The sequence below is a fragment of the Verrucosispora sp. WMMC514 genome, from assembly GCF_027497295.1.
GTDB classification, from domain to species: Bacteria; Actinomycetota; Actinomycetes; order Mycobacteriales; family Micromonosporaceae; genus Micromonospora; species Micromonospora palythoicola.
Window position 1 is genome coordinate 5979578 of record NZ_CP114906.1, and the last position, 18504, is coordinate 5998081.

16 protein-coding genes and 1 pseudogene are annotated in these 18504 nt (G+C 72.4%); 10 read left to right on the forward strand and 7 right to left on the reverse strand.

What is annotated here, in order from left to right; genetic code table 11:
* Window positions 1–33: 33 nt before the first annotated feature.
* Together O7597_RS27715 and O7597_RS27720 are read left to right on the forward strand one after the other, a co-directional pair.
* Entirely contained in the window at window positions 34–1299 is a 1266-nt protein-coding gene (locus tag O7597_RS27715; protein ID WP_281581183.1) for a hypothetical protein, read from the forward strand.
* A 164-nt stretch (window positions 1300–1463) separates the two neighbouring features.
* Window positions 1464–2171: a hypothetical protein gene (locus O7597_RS27720; RefSeq protein ID WP_269741649.1), complete on the forward strand. Its 708-nt coding sequence runs from the start codon at window positions 1464–1466 to the stop codon at window positions 2169–2171.
* A 120-nt stretch (window positions 2172–2291) separates the two neighbouring features.
* Here the strand turns inward: O7597_RS27720 and O7597_RS27725 are convergent, their stop codons facing one another.
* The gene (locus tag O7597_RS27725; protein ID WP_281581184.1) at window positions 2292–3866 is read right to left on the reverse strand and encodes an FMN-binding glutamate synthase family protein; all 1575 of its coding nucleotides are present in this window, start codon (window positions 3864–3866) and stop codon (window positions 2292–2294) included.
* 244 nt (window positions 3867–4110) lie between these two features.
* On the opposite strand from O7597_RS27725, the gene O7597_RS27730 reads away from it, so the two are divergent.
* The 4 genes and pseudogenes from O7597_RS27730 to O7597_RS27745 all read left to right on the forward strand — a co-directional run bounded on the left by O7597_RS27730 (window position 4111) and on the right by O7597_RS27745 (window position 8447).
* The gene (locus tag O7597_RS27730; protein WP_269741651.1) at window positions 4111–4470 is read left to right on the forward strand and encodes a YciI family protein; all 360 of its coding nucleotides are present in this window, start codon (window positions 4111–4113) and stop codon (window positions 4468–4470) included.
* A gap of 317 nt (window positions 4471–4787) precedes the next feature.
* Entirely contained in the window at window positions 4788–5465 is a 678-nt protein-coding gene (locus O7597_RS27735) for a lytic polysaccharide monooxygenase (protein WP_281581185.1), read from the forward strand.
* A 263-nt stretch (window positions 5466–5728) separates the two neighbouring features.
* Window positions 5729–6439, forward strand: a pseudogene (locus O7597_RS27740) (hypothetical protein); the annotation flags it as partial.
* A 601-nt stretch (window positions 6440–7040) separates the two neighbouring features.
* Window positions 7041–8447 (forward strand): MFS transporter, encoded by a 1407-nt coding sequence (locus O7597_RS27745; RefSeq protein WP_269741653.1) that lies wholly within the window; start codon window positions 7041–7043, stop codon window positions 8445–8447.
* Window positions 8448–8454: 7 nt separating this feature from the next.
* Here the strand turns inward: O7597_RS27745 and O7597_RS27750 are convergent, their stop codons facing one another.
* From O7597_RS27750 to O7597_RS27765, 4 genes are all read right to left on the reverse strand, one after another.
* Window positions 8455–8874, reverse strand: a complete 420-nt coding sequence (locus O7597_RS27750; RefSeq protein WP_281581186.1) for a YchJ family metal-binding protein — start codon at window positions 8872–8874, stop codon at window positions 8455–8457.
* Window positions 8875–9031: 157 nt separating this feature from the next.
* Window positions 9032–9502, reverse strand: coding sequence for a hypothetical protein (locus O7597_RS27755; protein ID WP_269741655.1), 471 nt, complete (start codon window positions 9500–9502; stop codon window positions 9032–9034).
* Window positions 9503–9568: 66 nt separating this feature from the next.
* On the reverse strand, window positions 9569–10183 hold the full coding sequence (locus O7597_RS27760) for a class F sortase (protein WP_269741656.1): 615 nt from the start codon (window positions 10181–10183) through the stop codon (window positions 9569–9571).
* Between the two features lie 126 nt (window positions 10184–10309).
* The gene (locus O7597_RS27765) at window positions 10310–10801 is read right to left on the reverse strand and encodes a hypothetical protein (protein WP_281581187.1); all 492 of its coding nucleotides are present in this window, start codon (window positions 10799–10801) and stop codon (window positions 10310–10312) included.
* A 633-nt stretch (window positions 10802–11434) separates the two neighbouring features.
* On the opposite strand from O7597_RS27765, the gene O7597_RS27770 reads away from it, so the two are divergent.
* The gene (locus O7597_RS27770; protein WP_281581188.1) at window positions 11435–12025 is read left to right on the forward strand and encodes a hypothetical protein; all 591 of its coding nucleotides are present in this window, start codon (window positions 11435–11437) and stop codon (window positions 12023–12025) included.
* Between the two features lie 152 nt (window positions 12026–12177).
* Window positions 12178–13458: a lycopene cyclase family protein gene (locus O7597_RS27775; protein WP_281581189.1), complete on the forward strand. Its 1281-nt coding sequence runs from the start codon at window positions 12178–12180 to the stop codon at window positions 13456–13458.
* An 8-nt stretch (window positions 13459–13466) separates the two neighbouring features.
* On the opposite strand, the gene O7597_RS27780 is transcribed toward O7597_RS27775, so the two are convergent.
* Entirely contained in the window at window positions 13467–14000 is a 534-nt protein-coding gene (locus O7597_RS27780; RefSeq protein WP_281581190.1) for a GNAT family N-acetyltransferase, read from the reverse strand.
* 74 nt (window positions 14001–14074) lie between these two features.
* Between O7597_RS27780 and rnhA the strand changes: the two genes are divergently transcribed.
* On the forward strand, window positions 14075–14554 hold the full coding sequence (rnhA, locus tag O7597_RS27785) for a ribonuclease HI (RefSeq protein ID WP_281581191.1): 480 nt from the start codon (window positions 14075–14077) through the stop codon (window positions 14552–14554).
* 112 nt (window positions 14555–14666) lie between these two features.
* Here the strand turns inward: rnhA and O7597_RS27790 are convergent, their stop codons facing one another.
* Window positions 14667–15533, reverse strand: a complete 867-nt coding sequence (locus tag O7597_RS27790) for a pentapeptide repeat-containing protein (RefSeq protein ID WP_281581192.1) — start codon at window positions 15531–15533, stop codon at window positions 14667–14669.
* A 154-nt stretch (window positions 15534–15687) separates the two neighbouring features.
* On the opposite strand from O7597_RS27790, the gene O7597_RS27795 reads away from it, so the two are divergent.
* Entirely contained in the window at window positions 15688–18477 is a 2790-nt protein-coding gene (locus O7597_RS27795; protein ID WP_281581193.1) for a sialidase family protein, read from the forward strand.
* Window positions 18478–18504: the final 27 nt, after the last annotated feature.

Consider the following 18504-nt stretch of genomic DNA (forward strand, 5'->3'; position numbering starts at 1 on the left):
GATGGGTGGCGGTCGGGGTACGGGGAGGCGCCGGTGCGGAGACGACGGCCCGGCCTCGTCCGGGCGGTCCTGCGACTCGGGTTCCTGACCGTGGTCGCCGGGGCGGCGTGGTACGCCTACGACGTCGCCGCGACCGATGTCGCCCAGGCCGGTGGGGAACCGCCGCCCGCCGTTCGCGACGAGGTTGCTCCCCGCGCCGCCGACCTCGTTCGCGGCCTGCTCGCTCCGGTCCTCCGGTCGGATCCGCCCGTCCTGGCCCGCCCGCCCCGGGACCGCCCGCCGCCGGCCCCACCCGCGCCGCCGGCCCATCCACCCAGGGCCGAGCCGCTCCGACCGCCGCCATCCGACGAGTCGGCACCACCCGTCGACGCCGCGCCGGCGGGACGGCCGGCACCCGCGGGTGGGCGACCACCGCAGGACGCCGCGCCACCGGCCGACGCGACGAGGCCGGCTGGGCAGGCACCGCCGTCGACCGGCCGGAGCGCGTCGACACCGAAGCCGACCTCGCCCCCGGTCGCGACCGGGACGGCGCACGCGGCACCGGCGGCAGAGCGCGCCGCCACGCCGCCCGCCGCGAGCGGACCCGACAACCGGTCGGCGGAGCCGTCGGCGCAACCGCCCGCGCTGCCCGGGGCCGAAGCCGGGCCACTCACCGCCGTGCTCGGCGAGCTGCTGGGTCCCGCGTCGTCGCTGCTCGACTCCGTCATGGCGGGGATGGACCCGGTCCTTCGGGAGCTGACGCCGGTCCTCGACCTGGTGGAGCCGGTGCTCGATCTGCTGGAGCCGGTGCTCGACGTGCTGGAGCCGGTCGTGGAGCTGCCCCAGCCCGCCCCGACACCGGTGGACCCGACTCCGCAACCCGACCCGGCCCCCGCCACGCCGCCGGCACCGGCAGGTGACCCCGCGCCACCGGCACCGGGGATCGAGCCCGGGCGACCGGGCAGCCCTGACCGGGTCGGCCTCGGCCCGGACAGCGCCCGACAACGCGGTGCCGCCGACCAGCTCACCCGTCGCCTGTCCGGCTCACCGGCCGCGTCGCTGTCGACCCCCGACCAGGGGGTTGTCGACGGTGGACAGCGCGACCGGGACCGGCGGGCCGACCCCACGCCGGACCCGCCGCCCTCGTCGCCGGCTCCCGGCACCAGCGGCACCGAGCCGGCGCCGAACTCGCACAGCGGTACGGCCGACCTGGCTGGGGCCGGCTGGTCGCCCCCGCCGGTCAGCGGTCGGGTGACCCGATCGACGAGTGACCGGCGGCAGCCCTCCCGCTCGCCACGCCCGCGCAGCCGGCCCGCCTGACCTGAGCGCAGGCCCCGCCCACACCGCCCCGCCGGTCGTGGTCGCGCACCGCGACATCCGACGACGGCCGCACCCCGCCGACCGTCCCCGGGCCCGCGCGCCTGTCCGAGTGGCGCGGCGGCCCGTCACCGTCCTTCCGACCTCATGCCCCACCAGGAGTAGTCATGCACGTCAACCTGCCGGTCAACCGTGCCCGATGGTGCGATCTCGACTGGATCGTCGACCTGCTCACCGCCACCCTCGTCCCGACCCACCTCGGCGCGTGGCTCGTGCCCGACGAGCGGCGGCGCCCCGCCGTGATCGCCGCCGTCGCCCGCATCTGGACCGAGCACGCCCTGCTGTTCGGTGACGCGTTCCTGCTCAGGGACGGGACCGCCGCCACCGTCTGGTTCCATCGCTACCGCCCGATCCCGCCGCCACCCCGCTACGACGAGCGACTCGACGACGCCAGCGGAGAACACGCCGTGCGCTTCCGGCGGGTCGATCGCCTCCTTGCCGCCCGGCGTCCCGCCGAGGCGCACAACCATCTCGCGTTCCTGGCCGCGCCGCCGGATCCCGACCGGGCCGGTCAGGCCGCCGCCGTCCTCGCCGGCAGCCACCGCCACATGGACAACGTCGGCCTGCCGACGTACGCGGAGGCGCACGGCGACGACGACCTCCGGCTCTATCGCCGGCTGGGCTACCGCGACCGGCAACGCCTGTCGTGTCCCGGCGGGGCCACGGTCAACCTGCTCTGGCGGCCGGTTCGACCGGTACCGATCATCCCGTCCACCCTCGCGGGCCGACCGGTACGACCCGCGGGGACGACGACACCGAACCGACCCGTCGTGGTGGCCGTCGACGTCGCCGGAGGAGTCGGGGCCCGCCGCTGACCCGCGATACGACGGGAGCCACCGTGCGGGCCGGCCTCGACCGGCCCGCACGGTGGCTTCCGTCGGAGCGGTCCAGGCAGAGCCGGGCGCCGGAACCGATGGCCGGTGTGACCGCCGGCGTCAGCCCTGGGCGGTCGGTGACGGCGGAGCGCTGCCGCCCTGGGGCGCCTCGGTGGACATCAGCTCCACCACCGCCTTGCGGTCGGCCGCCGACGGCAGGCCCCAGCCGGGCCGGTATCCGTACACCTCGCGCAGCGGGGTGGCGCTGGTCCGCCCGCCGAGAATCTCCACGGCGTCGGCGTCGATCAGCCCGGGATGCTCCACCCCGCACGCCTCGGCGACCTTCATCAGGTCCCGGCGCAGCGTCTTGATGTAGTGCGCCGCCCGGACCGACTTCGACGCCGGGTCCAGTCCCCGGGTCAGCCAGGCGTTCTGGGTGGCCACACCGGTGGGGCAGGCGTCGGTGTGGCACTTCTGCGCCTGGATGCAGCCGATCGCCAGCATCGCCTCCCGCCCCACGGCCAGCATGTCGCAGCCGAGCGCGAACGCGACCACCGCGTTGTCGGGCAGGCCGAGCTTGCCGGATCCGATGAAGACGACCTGCTCGTGCAGGTCACGTTCGGCGAAGACGGGGTAGACGCGGGCGAAGCCCTGCTGGAACGGCAGCGACACCGAGTCGGTGAAGATCAGCGGCGCGGCACCGGTGCCGCCCTCGCCGCCGTCGATGGTGACGAAGTCGACGCCCCGGCCGGTGTCGCGCATCAGGTCGGTCAGCTCGGTCCAGAAATCGAGGTCACCCACGGCGGACTTGATACCGACCGGCAGACCCGTCTCGGCGGCCAGGAGCTCCACCCAGTCGAGCAGGCTGTCGCAGTCGGAGAACTCGGCGTGCCGCGACGGACTGACGCAGTCCCGCCCGATCGGGATCCCCCGGGTGGCGGCGATCTCCGCCGACACCTTCGCCGCCGGCAGCAGACCACCCAGGCTGGGTTTGGCGCCCTGACTCAGTTTGATCTCCAGCGCCCGCACCGGCGCGCCGGCCACGACATCCTTGAGCCGGGCCAGGTCGAAGCGGCCCTGGTCGTCACGGCAGCCGAAGTACGCGGTACCGAGCTGCAGGATCAGGTCCCCGCCGTGACGGTGGTACGCCGACAGCCCGCCCTCGCCGGTGTTGTGCAGGCAGCCGGCGATCGCCGCGCCCCGGTTCAACGCCTCGACGGCGGGACCGGACAGCGATCCGAAGCTCATCCCCGAGATGGTCACCACCGACTCGGGGCGGAACGCGTGGGTACGCCGACGGGCCCCGCCCAGCACCTTCGCCGCCGGCAGCCGTACCTCGTGCCCGATCGTCGGCGTCGACGCCGGGACCGCCCGCCCGAAGGTGCGGTGCTTGATGACCGGGTATCCCGGGGTGTACTCGATGTCGTTGTCGGTGCCGAACCCGAAGTAGTTGTTCTGCCGCTTCGCCGAGGCGTACACCCAGCGGCGCTGGTCCCGGGTGAACGGACGCTCCTCGTTGTTGCCCGCCACGATGTACTGGCGCAGCTCCGGCCCGATCGATTCGAGCAGGTACCGGGCACGACCCAGCAGCGGGAAGTTGCGTCTCAACGCGTGCTCGCGTTGCAGCAGGTCACGGGCGGCGAGCGCGGCGAGCGCGGTGACGGCGGCGGGTACGGCGTGACGGGCCCATCTCATCCCGCCACACTTTCCGCCGCCGCCCTCGGTCAAACGTCCTGACCGCGCAGCTCAGCCCCGGTCCGGACCGGCGGCACGCCGGGTTCTCGACGGCTCCGCCCGCCCGGCGCAGCTGCTCGTGGAAGGCCAGGGACGGCCCGTCGGCCGCCGATTGCCGGAACGACAATCGGCCGCGCCGTGTCGAGGACGCGGGGGCGGCCGTTCGTCAGATGGACGACGACCCTTCCGATCACGAGGAGTGACGATGAGGTACGCGATGTTGATCTTTGGTGACGACCGGGAGTGGACCGCCCTGCCCCCGGCCGACGAGCAGGATCTGATGAACCAGGTCTACGCGTGGTACGAGCGGTGGCAGCCGACCGGCAAGATCGCCGATGGGGGTGCCGAGTTGCAGCCGCGGACCACGGCGAGGACCGTACGCGCCGACGATAGCGGTCGACCAATCGTCACCGACGGGCCCTACCTGGAACTCAGGGAGATCATCGGCGGGATCGTCATCCTGGAGTGCGACGACCTCGACGAGGCCACCCGCATCGCGGGCACCTGGCCACTCGGCGCCGGAATGAGCGCCGTGGAGGTTCGTCCGGTGTTGAGCCGCGAGTAGCGGTGCGGTGCCGCCACGTCCGCCACCGCACCAGCCTGCCGCACCACCGCCCCGAGGAGCTGGCGCGAGTCCTGAGTCGCGTGCCGTCAACATCCGAAAGTTTCGATCCGAGGCGTCGATCGGCCGAATGCCCGGCCGGCTCCACCGGCTCGTCGTCCCAGCTAGATGCCGCATTGCCGCCCGTTCATGACGACTCGGACCAACTCGCCACACACCAATACCAAATAAGATCAATGTTGACATCTACGTAACTCGATGCTTGTCTGTCGTTGGAAGCGCTCCCACACCGATGCCACCGCAGAAACGGAGGAGGCACCATGCCTTCACGCAGGCCCGACCACTCCGGACGAACCCGGTCCGGTGTCCGTCAGCCCCTTCGGGTGCTCGCCGTGCTGCTCGCGATGATGGTCGGCGTGCTGCCCTGGAGCAGCCCGGTCCAGGCCCACGGCACCATCATCAACCCGGCCTCCCGCGCCTACCAGTGTTGGCAGAGCTGGGGCAGTCAGCACACGAACCCGGCCATGCAGCAGCAGGACCCCATGTGTTGGCAGGCGTTCCAGGCCAACCCCGACACCATGTGGAACTGGATGAGCGCGCTGCGGGACGGTCTGGGCGGCAACTTCCAGGGCCGTACCCCGGACGGGCAGCTGTGCAGCAACGGGCTGTCCAGGAACAACAGTCTGAACCAGCCGGGCGCCTGGCGGACGACGAACGTGAGCCGCAACTTCACGGTCCAGCTGTACGACCAGGCCAGCCACGGCGCCGACTTCTTCCGCGTCTACGTCAGCAAGCAGGGGTTCGACCCCACCACCCAACGACTCGGCTGGGGCAACCTCGACTTCATCACGCAGACCGGCAGGTACTCGCCCGCGCAGAACATCTCGTTCAACGTCTCGACCTCCGGGTACACCGGCCGCCACATCGTCTTCGTCATCTGGCAGGCTTCGCACCTCGACCAGGCGTACATGTGGTGCAGTGACGTGAACTTCGTCTGATCGACCAGCTCCACCATCCGTCCCACGGGTGCGGCCCAGGACCGAGGTCCTGGGCCGCACCCGTCGTGCGATGCCCGGTCGATAGCCGATCCCGATCCGTGGCAGCCCTGGCGCTCGACACGCCGGCCACAGACCACCGTCGCTGCCACAGATCCGGGCGGGCGGCGGTTCCGCTCCCGGCGTACCCGGGGTGGTGTTTCTGTGCCGGAGCGGCGGGGTAGGTCGGGCCGGACGAAACACCCGCCCCTGTGGAGGACCATCCGATGCGAGACGACTTCGGTGACGCGGTGGGGGACACCCTCCGCTCAGTACTTCTCTTCCTGCCCAAGGCGCTCGCCTTCGTGGCGATCCTGGTTGTCGGCTGGCTGCTCGCCAAGGCCGCACTGAAGATCGTCAACCGGCTGCTCGAACGGGTCGGTTTCGACCGTGCGGTCGAACGCGGCGGTATCCGCCGGGCCCTGGCCCGATCCCGCTACGACGCCAGCGACATCGTCGCCCGGCTGGCCTACTACGGGATCCTGCTGCTCACCCTCTACCTGGCCTTCGGGGTCTGGGGGCCGAACCCGATCTCCGACCTGATCGGTGGGGTCATCGCCTGGCTGCCCCGCGCCTTCGTGGCGATCGTCATCGTGGTCGTGGCCGCCGCGATCGCGAGTGCGGTGAAGGACATCATCTCCGGCGCGCTCGGCGGGCTGTCCTACGGTCGGCTGCTGGCCACCGTCGCCTCGGCGTTCATTCTCGGTCTCGGCATCATCGCCGCGCTCAACCAGATCGGTGTCGCCACCGCGGTGACCACGCCGGTGCTGATCGCGGTGCTGGCCACCATCGGCGGGATCCTCGTGGTCGGGGTCGGCGGAGGTCTGATCCGTCCGATGCAGAGCCGGTGGGAGTCCTGGCTCGACCGGGCCGAACGGGAGTCACGGACCATCGCCGAGCACGCCCGGGCGTACTCCGCCGGCCGCCGCGACACCGACGAGCATCGCGGCGACCCCGCACCGGCCACCGGCGCCCCGGACGCCGCCCCCCACACCTCCCACCCGGTGACCGGCGAGGTGGCTGACCCCGCAGCGCCGTCCGCCGCCGCCGCGCCGTCCGTCGACGACCCGGAGGCGACGCAGGTCGTCACCGGACGTCCGCTCGATGCCGACGAGACCCAGGTCGTCACCGGGCCCGCCGACGATCCCGACGCGACCACGCCGCTGCCGCGCCAGAGCCCCGCCCCGACACCCGGGCCGGAGTCAACGACGTCGGCGGAGAGCGACCCGGACGCCACCCAGGTGGTCGCCCCGAACCCGCCGCAGGTGCCGGCACCGCGCGACTCCGCCGACAGCGACTCGACGATCGTGCTGCCGAAGACCGGCGAGCAGCGCTGACTGACGGGCGGAACGGGGCCGGCACCGGCCCCGTTCCGCCCGTACATCGTTGACCGCCTCGGATCGGCCGTGCGGAACCGCCGCGTGCGGCGTTACCATCAGCGCCATGACCTGGCGACATTGATCCGTCACCGGAGGCCGTGGGCCGCCACGGACACCGCGACACAGGTGTCCGTGACCCGTCCCACCTCGGAAGGCCCCGATGATCCCGAGCACACCGAGTGCCCGCCGCCTGGCCGGCACGCTCTACGCGTACGCGTTCCTCACCGACCTGGTGCTGCTCTACCCGGTGTACGCGCTGCTCTTCGCCGACACCGGCTTGTCGGTCGGGCAGATCTCCTCGCTGTTCGTCATCTGGTCGCTGGCCAGCATCGCGCTTGAGGTGCCGTCCGGCGCCTGGGCCGACGCGACCTCGAGGCGGCGAATGCTCTGCCTCGCCCCGCTGTGCACCGCCGCCGGCTTCACCCTGTGGACCGTCGTCCCGTCCTATCCGGCGTTCGCCGCCGGTTTCGTCCTCTGGGGAGCGGGCGGCGCGCTCGCCTCCGGCGCGACGGAGGCGCTGGTCTTCGACGAACTCGACCGGCTCGGTGCCGCCGACCGGTACGCCCGGGTCATCGGCCGGGCACGGACCGCCGGCACCGTCGGCGTGCTGGGGTCGATCGTGCTGGCCGCACCCGTGCTCGCGCTCGGCGGCTACCCGGCGGTCGGCGCGGCCAGCGTGGTGGCCTGCCTGCTCGCCGCGGCCGTCGCGGTCCGCTTCCCCGACGACCGCCGAGTTGCCGGCCCGGATCTCGACCGGGCCGGCGACGGCACCTGCCTGTCGGGTGGCCCCGACACCGTCCACACCGTGCCGGGTGCCCACGACACCGTCCACACCGTGCCGCGCGGCCTCGACGTCGATTCCGCCGTGCCTGCCGGGGGTAGGGCGGCGTCGACCGTGGTCAGCGCGGCAGACGCCGCGACGGCGGGACCTGACCCGGATGAGGACGAGCTCGGCTGGTGGCAGGGGCTGCGCGCGGGGGTAGCCGAGGCCCGCGGCAGCCGGCCGGTGCGCCGGGCGGTGCTGCTCGTCGCCGGGGTCGGTGCCGTCTGGGGTGCCCTGGACGAGTACACACCGCTGCTGGCCCGCGACACCGGAGTCGCGCTGACGACCGTGCCGCTGCTGCTCCTGATCGTCACGGTCGGGCAGATCGTCGGCGGTCTGCTCGCTCCGGTCGGTCAGCGTTTCGGCGGTCGCGGCTACGCGGTGCTGCTGGCCGGCTCGGCGCTGGCCCTGGCCTCGGGTGCGCTGGTGGGTCACCCGGCCGGGTTCGGACTGGTGGCGGTGGCGTTCGGTGGCCTGCAACTGGCCTCGGTGCTGGCCGACGCACGACTACAGGCCCGGATCACCGGGCCGCGGGCCACCGTCACCTCGCTCGCCGGCATGGGCACCGACCTGACGATCATCGTGGTGTACGCCGGGTACGGTCTGGTCGCCACCATGGCCGGTAACCCGGTGGCGTTCGCGGTCGCCGCCGTGCCGTACCTGTTGATCGCGGCCGCGCTGGCGATCCGGCCGGGCCGACGACCGGAGACCGCTCGTGCCGGTGGGGGCGGCCCCGGGCGGTGATCCAGGTTCAGCCGAGGTCGTCGTCCAGGTAGACCCAGCGACCGTCCTCGCGGGCGAAGCGGCTGCGTTCGGTCACCGTGCCCGGCTCGCGTCCGTTCCGGTAGTGGGCCCGGAACCGCACGGTGCCGGTGCTGTCGAACAGGCCGCCCCGGTCGGTGTCGAGCACCTCCAACCGCGTCCAGCGCTGGGCGGGGTCGAGGTGCAGCCGAGGGGGCCGGGTCCGGGAGTGCCAGCTGCGCAGCAGGTAGTCCGGGTCGCCGACGGCGAAGGCCGCGTACCGGGATCGCATCAGCGCTTCGGCCGTGGGCGCTTCGGCCTCGCCCCGGTGCAGCCGTCCGCAGCAGTCCGCGTAGGGCAGGCCCTGACCGCACGGGCACGCCGCATTCACCTCGGACCCGCCGGCCGGTCGTCTGTCTCGGTTGGCCACGTCGCCATCCTTCCGGTAGCGGCGTCGGCCACCGCCACCGGGGCGTGTCACCGCAACGGCCGACCGGCCGCGTCGTCAGGGGGCGCCTACGGTGTCGGTGGCCGGGACTTCGCGTCGCTCGGGCGGCGAGTGACCGACGTTCTCGCTGGCGTGCCGGTCAACGCGACCCGGTTCGGGCACCCCGACGATTGCCGAACGACTCCATCGTGCTGCCCCGCTTCGCCGGTGCCGGGCTGGCGGAGCGGGACCGGGACGCGGCGGCCTGGGAGGCCGAGGTCTTCCTCGTCGGTGCCCGCTTCGTACCCGTGGCCTTGCCGGCTGGTGCGGTCGCGCCGGATGACTTCGCCGCTGTCGCCTTCTTCGCGGGTGCCGTCCGGACCGAGGCGGTCTTCTTCGCCGCTGTCGCCTTGGCGGTCGGGCGGCGGGCCGGGCTGGCGGTGGCGGAGACGGCCTTCTTGCGGGCGACGCGGGAACTCGTCGGGGTGGGCTTCGTATCGGGCGTCTTCGCGGCGGTGGCCCCGGTGGCCCGCTTGGTCGCGGTGGCCGCCTTCTTCGCCGCCACCTTTCGCGGCGGTGGGCCGCCCTTGTCCGCGCCGGTCCGCTTGCTGGCCCGTGCTGCCTGCGCCATCGTCGCTCCTTGCGAATCTGCCGTTGGCGACGGGTCTTCCCGGCGTCCTGACGGTCAAACGCGGGTTCACGCTGTCCTGCTGGCGAACACGACGAGGTTGTCCACGTACTCGCCGCTGTCCCCGTCGAACCGGCCGCCGCAGGTGATCAGGCGGAGCCCGGCCGCGTCGCCCGGTCCGTAGACCAGGTCGGTGGGGAACCGGTCCTTCGGAAACGCCTCGACCCCGAGCACGGCGAAGCGCACCAGCCGGGCGTCGGTCCGGACGATCTCGATGGTGTCCCCGGGACGCAGCCGTCCGAGATCGAAGAAGACGGCCGGTCCGTCGGGGGAGTCCACGTGACCCACCAGCACCGCGTTGCCGGTCTCTCCCGGACTGACGCCGAGCCGGTACCAGCCCGCCACGGCCGGGCGGTCCAGCGGCGGCACCTCCAGCGCCCCGGCGGCATCGGCGGCGACGGACACCAGCGGTGCGCGGACGTCGATGGCGGGGATGCGTACCTCGACGGGGACGGCCCGGGGCAGTGGCGGCAGGCGCGGCACCGGCACTGTCCGGTGCGGCGCGGCGGTACCGTCCGGTTGCGGTGGTCGCACCGGCAGCCGCGTCGCACCCGCGCCCACCAGCGCGAGGCCGGTCACCGCGAGCGCCGCGACCAGGAGACGGCCCAACTGGTACGCCCGCACGGGCACCTCCGTTCGCCGGTGCCCGCGAGGGGCGCGGGAACCACCTCTGCCGTGTCACCTCGGGTGCCCGTACCGTCGAGCACGGTACGGGCACCCGTCGCAGGTTGGGATGGGGTGAGTCGTGGGTCAGTGTGTCGCGGCGGTGACGGCGTGACGGCGTCGCCGGGCCAGGATGACGGCGCCGCCGAGCGCGGTGGCCAGCAGGGTGGCGCCGGTGGCCATCGTCCCGACACCGTCGTCGCTGGCCCGGCCCCCGGCCGCGGCGCCGCCGATCGGGGTGACCGTCAGGGTCGCGCTGCCGTCGGGCGTACCGTCGCCGCAGGTGGCGGCCACCGTGTACGTGCCCAGGGTGAAACCGGCCGTGAACAGCTCCGCGCTCAACCCGCCACCGGCGGCGGCGGTGGTGGAGCGGACGTTCTGGTCGCGGTCCGGCCCGGTGACCCGGAAGATCGCGTCACCTGACTTCGGGTTGCAGCCCGTCGCGGTCAGTACGACGGTTCCACCGACCGGTGTGGTGGACGGCGACACGGTCGTGTCGGCCAGCGCGGTGCCGGGCAGCAGCAGTGCGCCGAGAGCGACTCCGCCTGCCGCCGGTACGAGAAATCTTGTTGCCTTCATACGCGTCTTCCCTCACTTTTCGTCCGCTGACTGCGTGGGACGTCGTTCGGGTGGCCAACTCCGTGACTAGCACCGGTGTGCCCAACACTAGGTGGGCTTGAGACCCGATCCGGTGAAAATGAGAAATCCTCGTTGCCGTCCCGTGTTACCCCGGACGCCGCAGGCGTTGTGAAAGGGGCGGTCGGGGTCCGTTGTGGGCGGGGTTGGGGGTGTGGTGCGGGGTTGGGGGTGTGGCCCGCCGTGCCCGGCTCCGGGCGGTCAGGCTTGATCCCTGCGCCGGGCACGGCGGGCCACACCCTCGTCGTGGGCGGACACTGCCCGGATGTGCCGGGTGTCCGGTTTCCGGGTTCCGTCGGCCGGTTGAGGGCGGAATCGCGCGGGAGGCGGGGGCGTTGTAGACGGGTGAACGGCCGAGGAAGACGCCGCCCGCCGAGGGTGGGTGCGGGCCCCCGGGAATGATGGCGGGCCGGCGGTCGTTGGACATGGTCCCGGCGACGCGAAGCGGCCCTGAGGCCCCGCGCCCCGGAGGATCGAGAACCTTCCCCCTTTTCTGGCGCCTTTCTGGTGCTTGCGTACGCCTGACCGATCCCCCTTGGTGTGGGTGTGCGTCGACCCCCGAATGGAGCTTCTGTGATGAACACGATGCTGCGTAAGAGCGTGCTGGGTATCGCGGGTCTGGCCTTCACCGGTGGTCTGTTCGCCGGTCCGGTGGCCGCCCACGCCGACACCACCCCGGTCACCAGCAACCCGGTCGCGGCGGCGGTGCAGGCCGACAAGCCCGACACCAGCAAGCTGCTGCCGCACGGCACCCCGAGCAACCAGTCGCACGTCGACCTGAACGACGAGCAGACCACGAATGTGAAGGCGATCATCGCCGCGACGAAGAAGGCCGGCATGGACGAGCGCGCCGCCGTGGTGTCGATCGCGACCGCGTTGCAGGAGTCGAAGCTGGAGAACCTGGGCCACCTCGGTGACCGCAACGACCACGACTCGCAGGGCCTGTTCCAGCAGCGCCCCTCCTCCGGCTGGGGCACGGTGGAGCAGATCACCGACCCCGAGTACTCCACCCTGGCGTTCCTGAAGGGTTTGAAGCAGGTCGACGGCTGGCAGGACATGCCGCTGACCCAGGCCGCGCAGACCGTGCAGGTGTCGGCCTACCCCGACCACTACGCCCAGTGGGAACAGCAGGCCGCCGACCTCGTCGCCCAGCACTGGACCAGCTGACCCCACAGCGACCAGCTGACAACCGAAGACATTCCTCCGCAGGGGGAGCAGAAAGCCGCTGGCCGGTACCCGAACCCGGGTGCCGGCCAGCGGGCTTTCGTCGTCGTGTGGAGAGGTCTGGAACGGCCCCTGCTCCTTCGACGAGCCTGACGATGTGGCAGCGTGATCGGATGGACTCCTCGCCCGTCGACGTCGATCTCGCCCTGGTCGGTGGAGGTGGTGCGGCGTCGCTGGTGCTGGCCGCGTTGGCCCGTCACCGGGTACGCGACGTGCGGATCGCGGTCGTCGATCCGGTGCACCGACGTGGGCAGGACCGCACCTGGGCGTTCTGGGGCCGGTCCGGCAACGACCTGGACGAGCTGCTCAGCGCCAGTTGGTCACGGGTCGAGGTGGTCACGCCGGACGCGCATCGCGCACTGGACCTGACCCCCCTGCGGTACGCGATGCTGCGTTCCGGCCCGATCTACGCCCGGGCCGCCGAGGCTGAGCGGCAGCTGGGCGTGACCCGCATCGGCGCCGCCGCCGGTCGGGTCGACGACGACGGTGACCGGGTGCTGGTGCGTGCCGTCGACGGTAGACCGTTGCTGCGGGCCCGCTGGCTGCTGGACTCCCGACCGCGGCCACCTCGGCGACCCGGGCGCACCAACTGGTTGCAGCACTTCCGGGGTTGGTGGTTGACGGCGGACCGGCCGGTCTTCGACCCGGCGCGGGCCGTGCTCATGGACTTCCGTACCCCGCAGCCGGCCCGGGGTGTCTCCTTCGGCTACGTGCTGCCCGTCGACAGCCGGTACGCGCTCGTCGAGTACACCGAGTTCTCGCCCGACCTGCTGACCGCAGCGGCGTACGACACGGCCCTGGCCGGCTATCGCGACCTGCTCGGCCTCGATGCGACCCGGCTCACCGTGACCGAGGTCGAGAACGGTGTCATCCCGATGACCGACGGTCCGTTCGTGGCCCGACCCTCGCCCCGGGTGGTGCGGCTCGGCACGGGCGGTGGCGCCACCCGACCCTCGACCGGCTTCACCTTCTCGGCGATGCACCGTCAGGCCGAACAGGTGGCCCGGGCGGTCGCCGCCGGCCGGCCGCCGGTGCCGGCACCCGCGTACCCCGGCCGGCACCGGTGGATGGACGCGGTGGCCTTGCGCGCGCTCGACGGTGGTCTGGTGAACGGGCCGGAGTTCTTCGGCCGCCTCTTCGACCGCAACCCGGCCAGTCGGGTGCTGCGCTTCCTCGACGGTGACACCAGCCTCGCCGAGGACCTGGCGGTGATGCGCTCCACCCGCCTGCGACCGATGGTCACCGCCACCGTCGCCGACGCCGCAGCTCGGGTGCGTGATCGGAGCGCGCCGTCGCGCCGACCGGCCTGGACCGTGCCGCCGCCGGTCGTCGGCTCCGCGCCGCCGGGCGTCGAGCGGTCAGGCTCGGATCGGTAGCGGCCGGGTCAGGATCGGCCGCCGGTCGGACCCGGCCCGCGCGACCCGGCAGCGAGGGCGTGCAGGTGCTCGCCGTCGAGCCGCAGCACGTCCAATTCGTCAAGGGTGCGGGCGTGCAGTTTCCGGTAGAAGCGCAGAGCAGGGTCGTTGGTGCGTAACACCCACCACTCCAGGCGGCCGCAGCCGCGCTCCACGGCCAGCCGCGCCAGGTGTGTCAGCAACGCCTGGCCGACGCCGCCGCCCCGGTGCTCCGGCCGGACGTACAGATCGTCCAGGTGGATGCCGGGCCGACCGACCACGGTGCTGTAGGTCGAGTAGTAGAGCGCGAAGCCGACCGGCTCACCGTCGACCGAAGCCACCACCGCCTCGGCGACCGGCCGTGGCCCGAACAGCGCTCGCAGCACGTCCGCCGGCTCGGCGGTGACCTCTTCGGCATAGCCTTCGGCCACGGTCAGCTCGACGATGAAGCGGTGCAGCAACTCGGCGTCGTCCGGCTCCGCCGGGCGGATCGCCAGACGCGTGTCAGTAACGAGTTCGCTCACTGGCCAGACCTTACTGGAACCGGCACCTGCGCGGTGCCCGCCGGCAGCCAGCGTGGCCTCGGTAGATTCTCCCCATGGTGGACGAGGCGGCCGGCCGGGTGGTGCGGATCTGGACCGACGGGGCGTGCAGCGGCAACCCCGGCCCGGGTGGCTGGGGTGCGGTGCTGCGCTACGGCTCCCACGAGCGTGAGCTGCGCGGCGGGGAGGCGAGCCCCACCACGAACAACCGGATGGAGCTGACCGCCGCCATCGAGGCGCTGGAGAGCCTGACCCGTCCGGTAACCGTCGAGCTGCACACCGACAGCACGTACGTGCGCAACGGCATCACCAGCTGGCTGGCGTCCTGGAAACGCAACGGTTGGCTGACCGCCGCCAGGCAGCCCGTGAAGAACGCCGACCTGTGGCAGCGGCTGGAGGCGGCCTGCGCCCGGCACCAGATCACCTGGCTGTGGGTGAAGGGGCACAACGGGCACCCGGAGAACGAGCGGGCCGACGCCCTGGCCAACCAGGGCATGACCGAGGCCCGGACCGCTGCCGCCTCCGGTGGTCGCTGACCGGCCAGGCAGCGGATCGCTTCCCGGGCAGGTGCCGGGCGTGACCGGACCGGACACGTGGTGGTCGCCGTTGGCGGGGTCGAGCGGGCCGGGGAAGCGACCCGGCACCGGGTCAGCGGCGCCGGCCGCGCCGCACCGTTCTCGTCGGGTCGAGCGGCAGGTGCGACCAGTGGGCCGGGCGGCTGATCCGCTCCGGCAAGCGGGTCCGCGGGTCGCCCCGGGCGGCGTCGACCTGCGACCGGTGCAGGAAGAGGGCTTCGGACAGGTCGGCTGCGCGCACGTCCGCCCCGCGCAGGTCCGCGCCGGTCAGGTCGGCCCGGGTCAGGTCCACCCCGCGCAAGTCGGCGCCGACCAGCACCGCACCACGCAGGTTCGCGCCACGCAGGGTGGTGCGGCGCAGGTCGCGGCCGACCAGCGTGGCACCGCGCAGGTCGGCGCCGGCTCCGCCCCGGGCGCGGGCCAGCTCGGCGGTACGCGAGAGCAGCGGGTTGACCGCAGCCCGATGCGTGTCGACGTCGGTGGCGAGCAGCGTTTGCGGGTCGCCACCGGTCAACCGCTCGGTCTCGGCGAGCGCGGCTGCCAGCCCCGCCCGCAGGTCGGCCGGGGGACTCAGCCGCAGCGCTTCGGTGAGCAGCCACAGCAGCTCGTGCAGCGGGCGCATGACCGCGAACACGTCGAACATCTGCCCGGCACGTCGCGGCTCGTCGCGCCAGTCCCGCCCGCCGTAGGTGACCTGGGCGACCCGCTGACCCGCACCGAAGCAGTCGAAGACGGCGCAGCCGGGGAAACCCCGGTCCCGTAGCCCGGCATGGATGGTGCAGCCGAAGTCCGTCCCCAGGTTGCGGCACGGCTGGCCGGCGGGCTTGTCGAGGGCGAAGTCCGCCGACGCGGCGAAGGCGGGGGCGACGCAGCACAGGCCGAAGCAGCGGGCACAGTCGGCCCGCAACTCGGCGCCCGTCGGCCCACCCTCCTCCGACATCCGATCCGTTCCTCCGCGCGGCGGTTGGATAACGTCTAACAGCTCTATTGCCTGTGGTGGATCCCTCTGACATATTCCTGCGTGGACGCTGCCAGCGACGGTCGCCAATCCGGATGCCGAGCTGCGGTGACGCCGTCATGCCGGAGGAACCCTCGTGAAGCGTAGACGTCGCCATCTTCTTGTCGGCCTGGCGGTAGGTGCCCTCGTGGCGTCGACCGGCCTGGTCGGAATCCACTTCGCCGGCGCCGAGGTGCCGACACCCGTCGCGGTCGGCGGGGAGATGCCCAACGCCCTCGGTGCCCACCTGGAGCGGCTGCGCCGCGCCGTTCCGGGCGACAGCGGCATGTCTCCGGACGGACCCGGTGGGGCCGCCCAGCAGGCGTTCCTGGAGCGGGCCTACCCCGCGGACGCGATCACCATCGCCCAGTTGGACCGGTCGAAGGCGGCCTTCACGGCGGCCGACAAGCGGTTCAGGGGCAGCCGGCAGTGGACGAACGTCGGCCCGAGCGAGGCGCTCTACCCGTTCACCGAGTACCGCAACGCCTTCAACTACGTACCCAACGAGTACGTCGCCGGTGGCCGGGTCACCTCGATCGACATCAGCCCGGACTGCTCGAAGCTGCTCTGCCGGGCGTACGTGACCCCGGCCGGTGGTGGCGTCTGGGGCACCCTGAACATCCTCGCCGCCGAACCGAAGTGGTTCTACCTGGGTGGCCCGCTGGGCATCAACGCGGCCGGCGCGGTGACCATCGACCGCAACGACCGCACCGGCCTGACCATCTACGTCGGCACCGGCGAGGCCAACACCTGCGGCTCCGGCTGCGTCGCCGGCGTGGGCCTGTACCGGTCGACCAACGGTGGCCTGACCTGGTCCGGCCCGCTCGGCAAGGACGCGCTCGGCGGCAAGGGCATCGGTGAGATCACCATCAAGCCCGGCGACCCCAAGACGCTGTACGTGGCGACCACCACCGCGCTGCGCGGCATGTCCAGCTCCTGCTGCACCGGCGTCACCCGGCCGGTGCCGGACGCCGAGAAGTGGGGCCTGTACAAGTCCACCAACGGCGGCAAGAGCTGGAAGTTCATCCACAACGGCTCGGCCGACGCCACGGCCTGCACCGGCAGCGCCGCCGAGTACAACAACACGGCCAGCTGCTCGCCGCGCGGCGTACGCCAGGTCAAGCTCGACCCGCGCGACGCCGACATCGTCTACGCCTCCTCCTACGGGCGGGGGGTGTGGCGCTCGTCCGACGCCGGAGCGACCTGGACGCAGATCAAGCCGTCACTCAACCCGGCGATGTTCCAGACCCGCCCGGCGATCGACGTGACCGCCCTGCCCGGCGGCAAGACCCGGATGTACGTCTACGAGGGCAACACCGGCACCCCGTACTCACGGCTGTTCCGCAGCGACGACGTGGCCGCCGGCACTCCGACGTTCACCGACCTGACCAGCTCCAACCCGGCCGACCCGGGCTTCGCCACCTACAACCAGTGCACCGGCCAGTGCTGGTACGACGTGTTCGTGCACACCCCGGCGGGGCACCCCGACATCGTCTACACCGGCGGCTCCTACCTGTACGGCGAGACGGTGGCCAACAAGCGGGCCGTGATCATGTCCACCGACGCCGGGGTCAGCGGCACCGACATGACCTACGACGGCACCGACGAGCTGCACCCCAACGGTCTGCACCCCGACCAGCACGACCTGGTCACCAACCCGCGTAACCCGTACCAGTTCTTCGAGGCCAACGACGGCGGGGTGATGCGCTCCAGCGGTGAGTTCGTGGACCGCTCGTCCTGGTGCGACAACCCGGACCGCAACCTGACCACGCAGGCCCAGCGGGACCGCTGCCGGCAGATGCTGTCGAAGATCCCGTCGAAGCTGGACGGCGTCAACAAGGGGATGAACACCCTCCAGTTCATCAGCCTCTCGGCCAGCCCGCACGACGTCAACCTGTTGCAGGGCGGCACCCAGGACAACGGCACCTGGGAGAACAAGGGCCAGCGGCAACGCTGGGTCAACACGATGATCGGTGACGGCGGAGCCTCCGGCTGGGACGTCGCCCGCCCCGAGTTCCGGTTCCACACCTACTACGACGTCTCTCCCGAGGTGAGCTTCGCCAACGGTGACATCGCGAGCTGGATCTGGACCGCCGACCCCATCTACGGCCAGCCGGGCAGCCTGTTCTACGCCCCGGTGATCAGCGACCCGAAGGTCAGCGGCACCATGTTCGCCGGCACCGGCCGGACGGCGTACCGCACCAAGACCTTCGGTCTGGGCGACCGCACACTGGCCGAGGCCGACCGGATCTGCAACTCCTGGACCGGCACCTACGAGGAGGACTGCGGTGACTGGGAGCCGCTGGGCACCACCAACCTGACCGATGCCGGCTGGGGCGACCGGGCCGGCGGCGCGGTGTCGGTGATCCAGCGGGTCGACTCGGACAGCTCCACCGCCTGGGCGGCCACCAGCACCGGCCGGGTCTTCGTCAGCCGCAACGTCGACGCCGAGCCGGCCGCCGCGGTGACCTGGACCCGGGTGGACAGCGCCACCAGCCCGAACCGCTTCGTCACCAGCATCCACATCGACCCGGCGAACCCGGACCGGGCGTGGATCTCCTACAGCGGGTACGGCTCGAACACGCCGACCACCCCCGGTCACGCCTTCGAGGTGACGGCCACGGCCGACGGGGCGACCTGGAGCGACCGGTCGTACGACTTCGGCGACCAGCCGATCACCGACCTGGTCCGCGACGACGTCACCGGTGACCTGTACGCCTCCACCGACTTCGGGGTGCTGCTGCTGCCCAAGGGCAAGAAGTCCTGGACCAAGGCGGCCCGTGGCATGCCGAACGTCGAGGTGGCCGGGCTGACCATCGTGCCCGGCGAGCGGATCCTCTACGCTGCCTCGCACGGCCTCGGAGCCTGGAAGATGACGTTGAGGTAGGGACACGATCATCGGCACAACACTGGT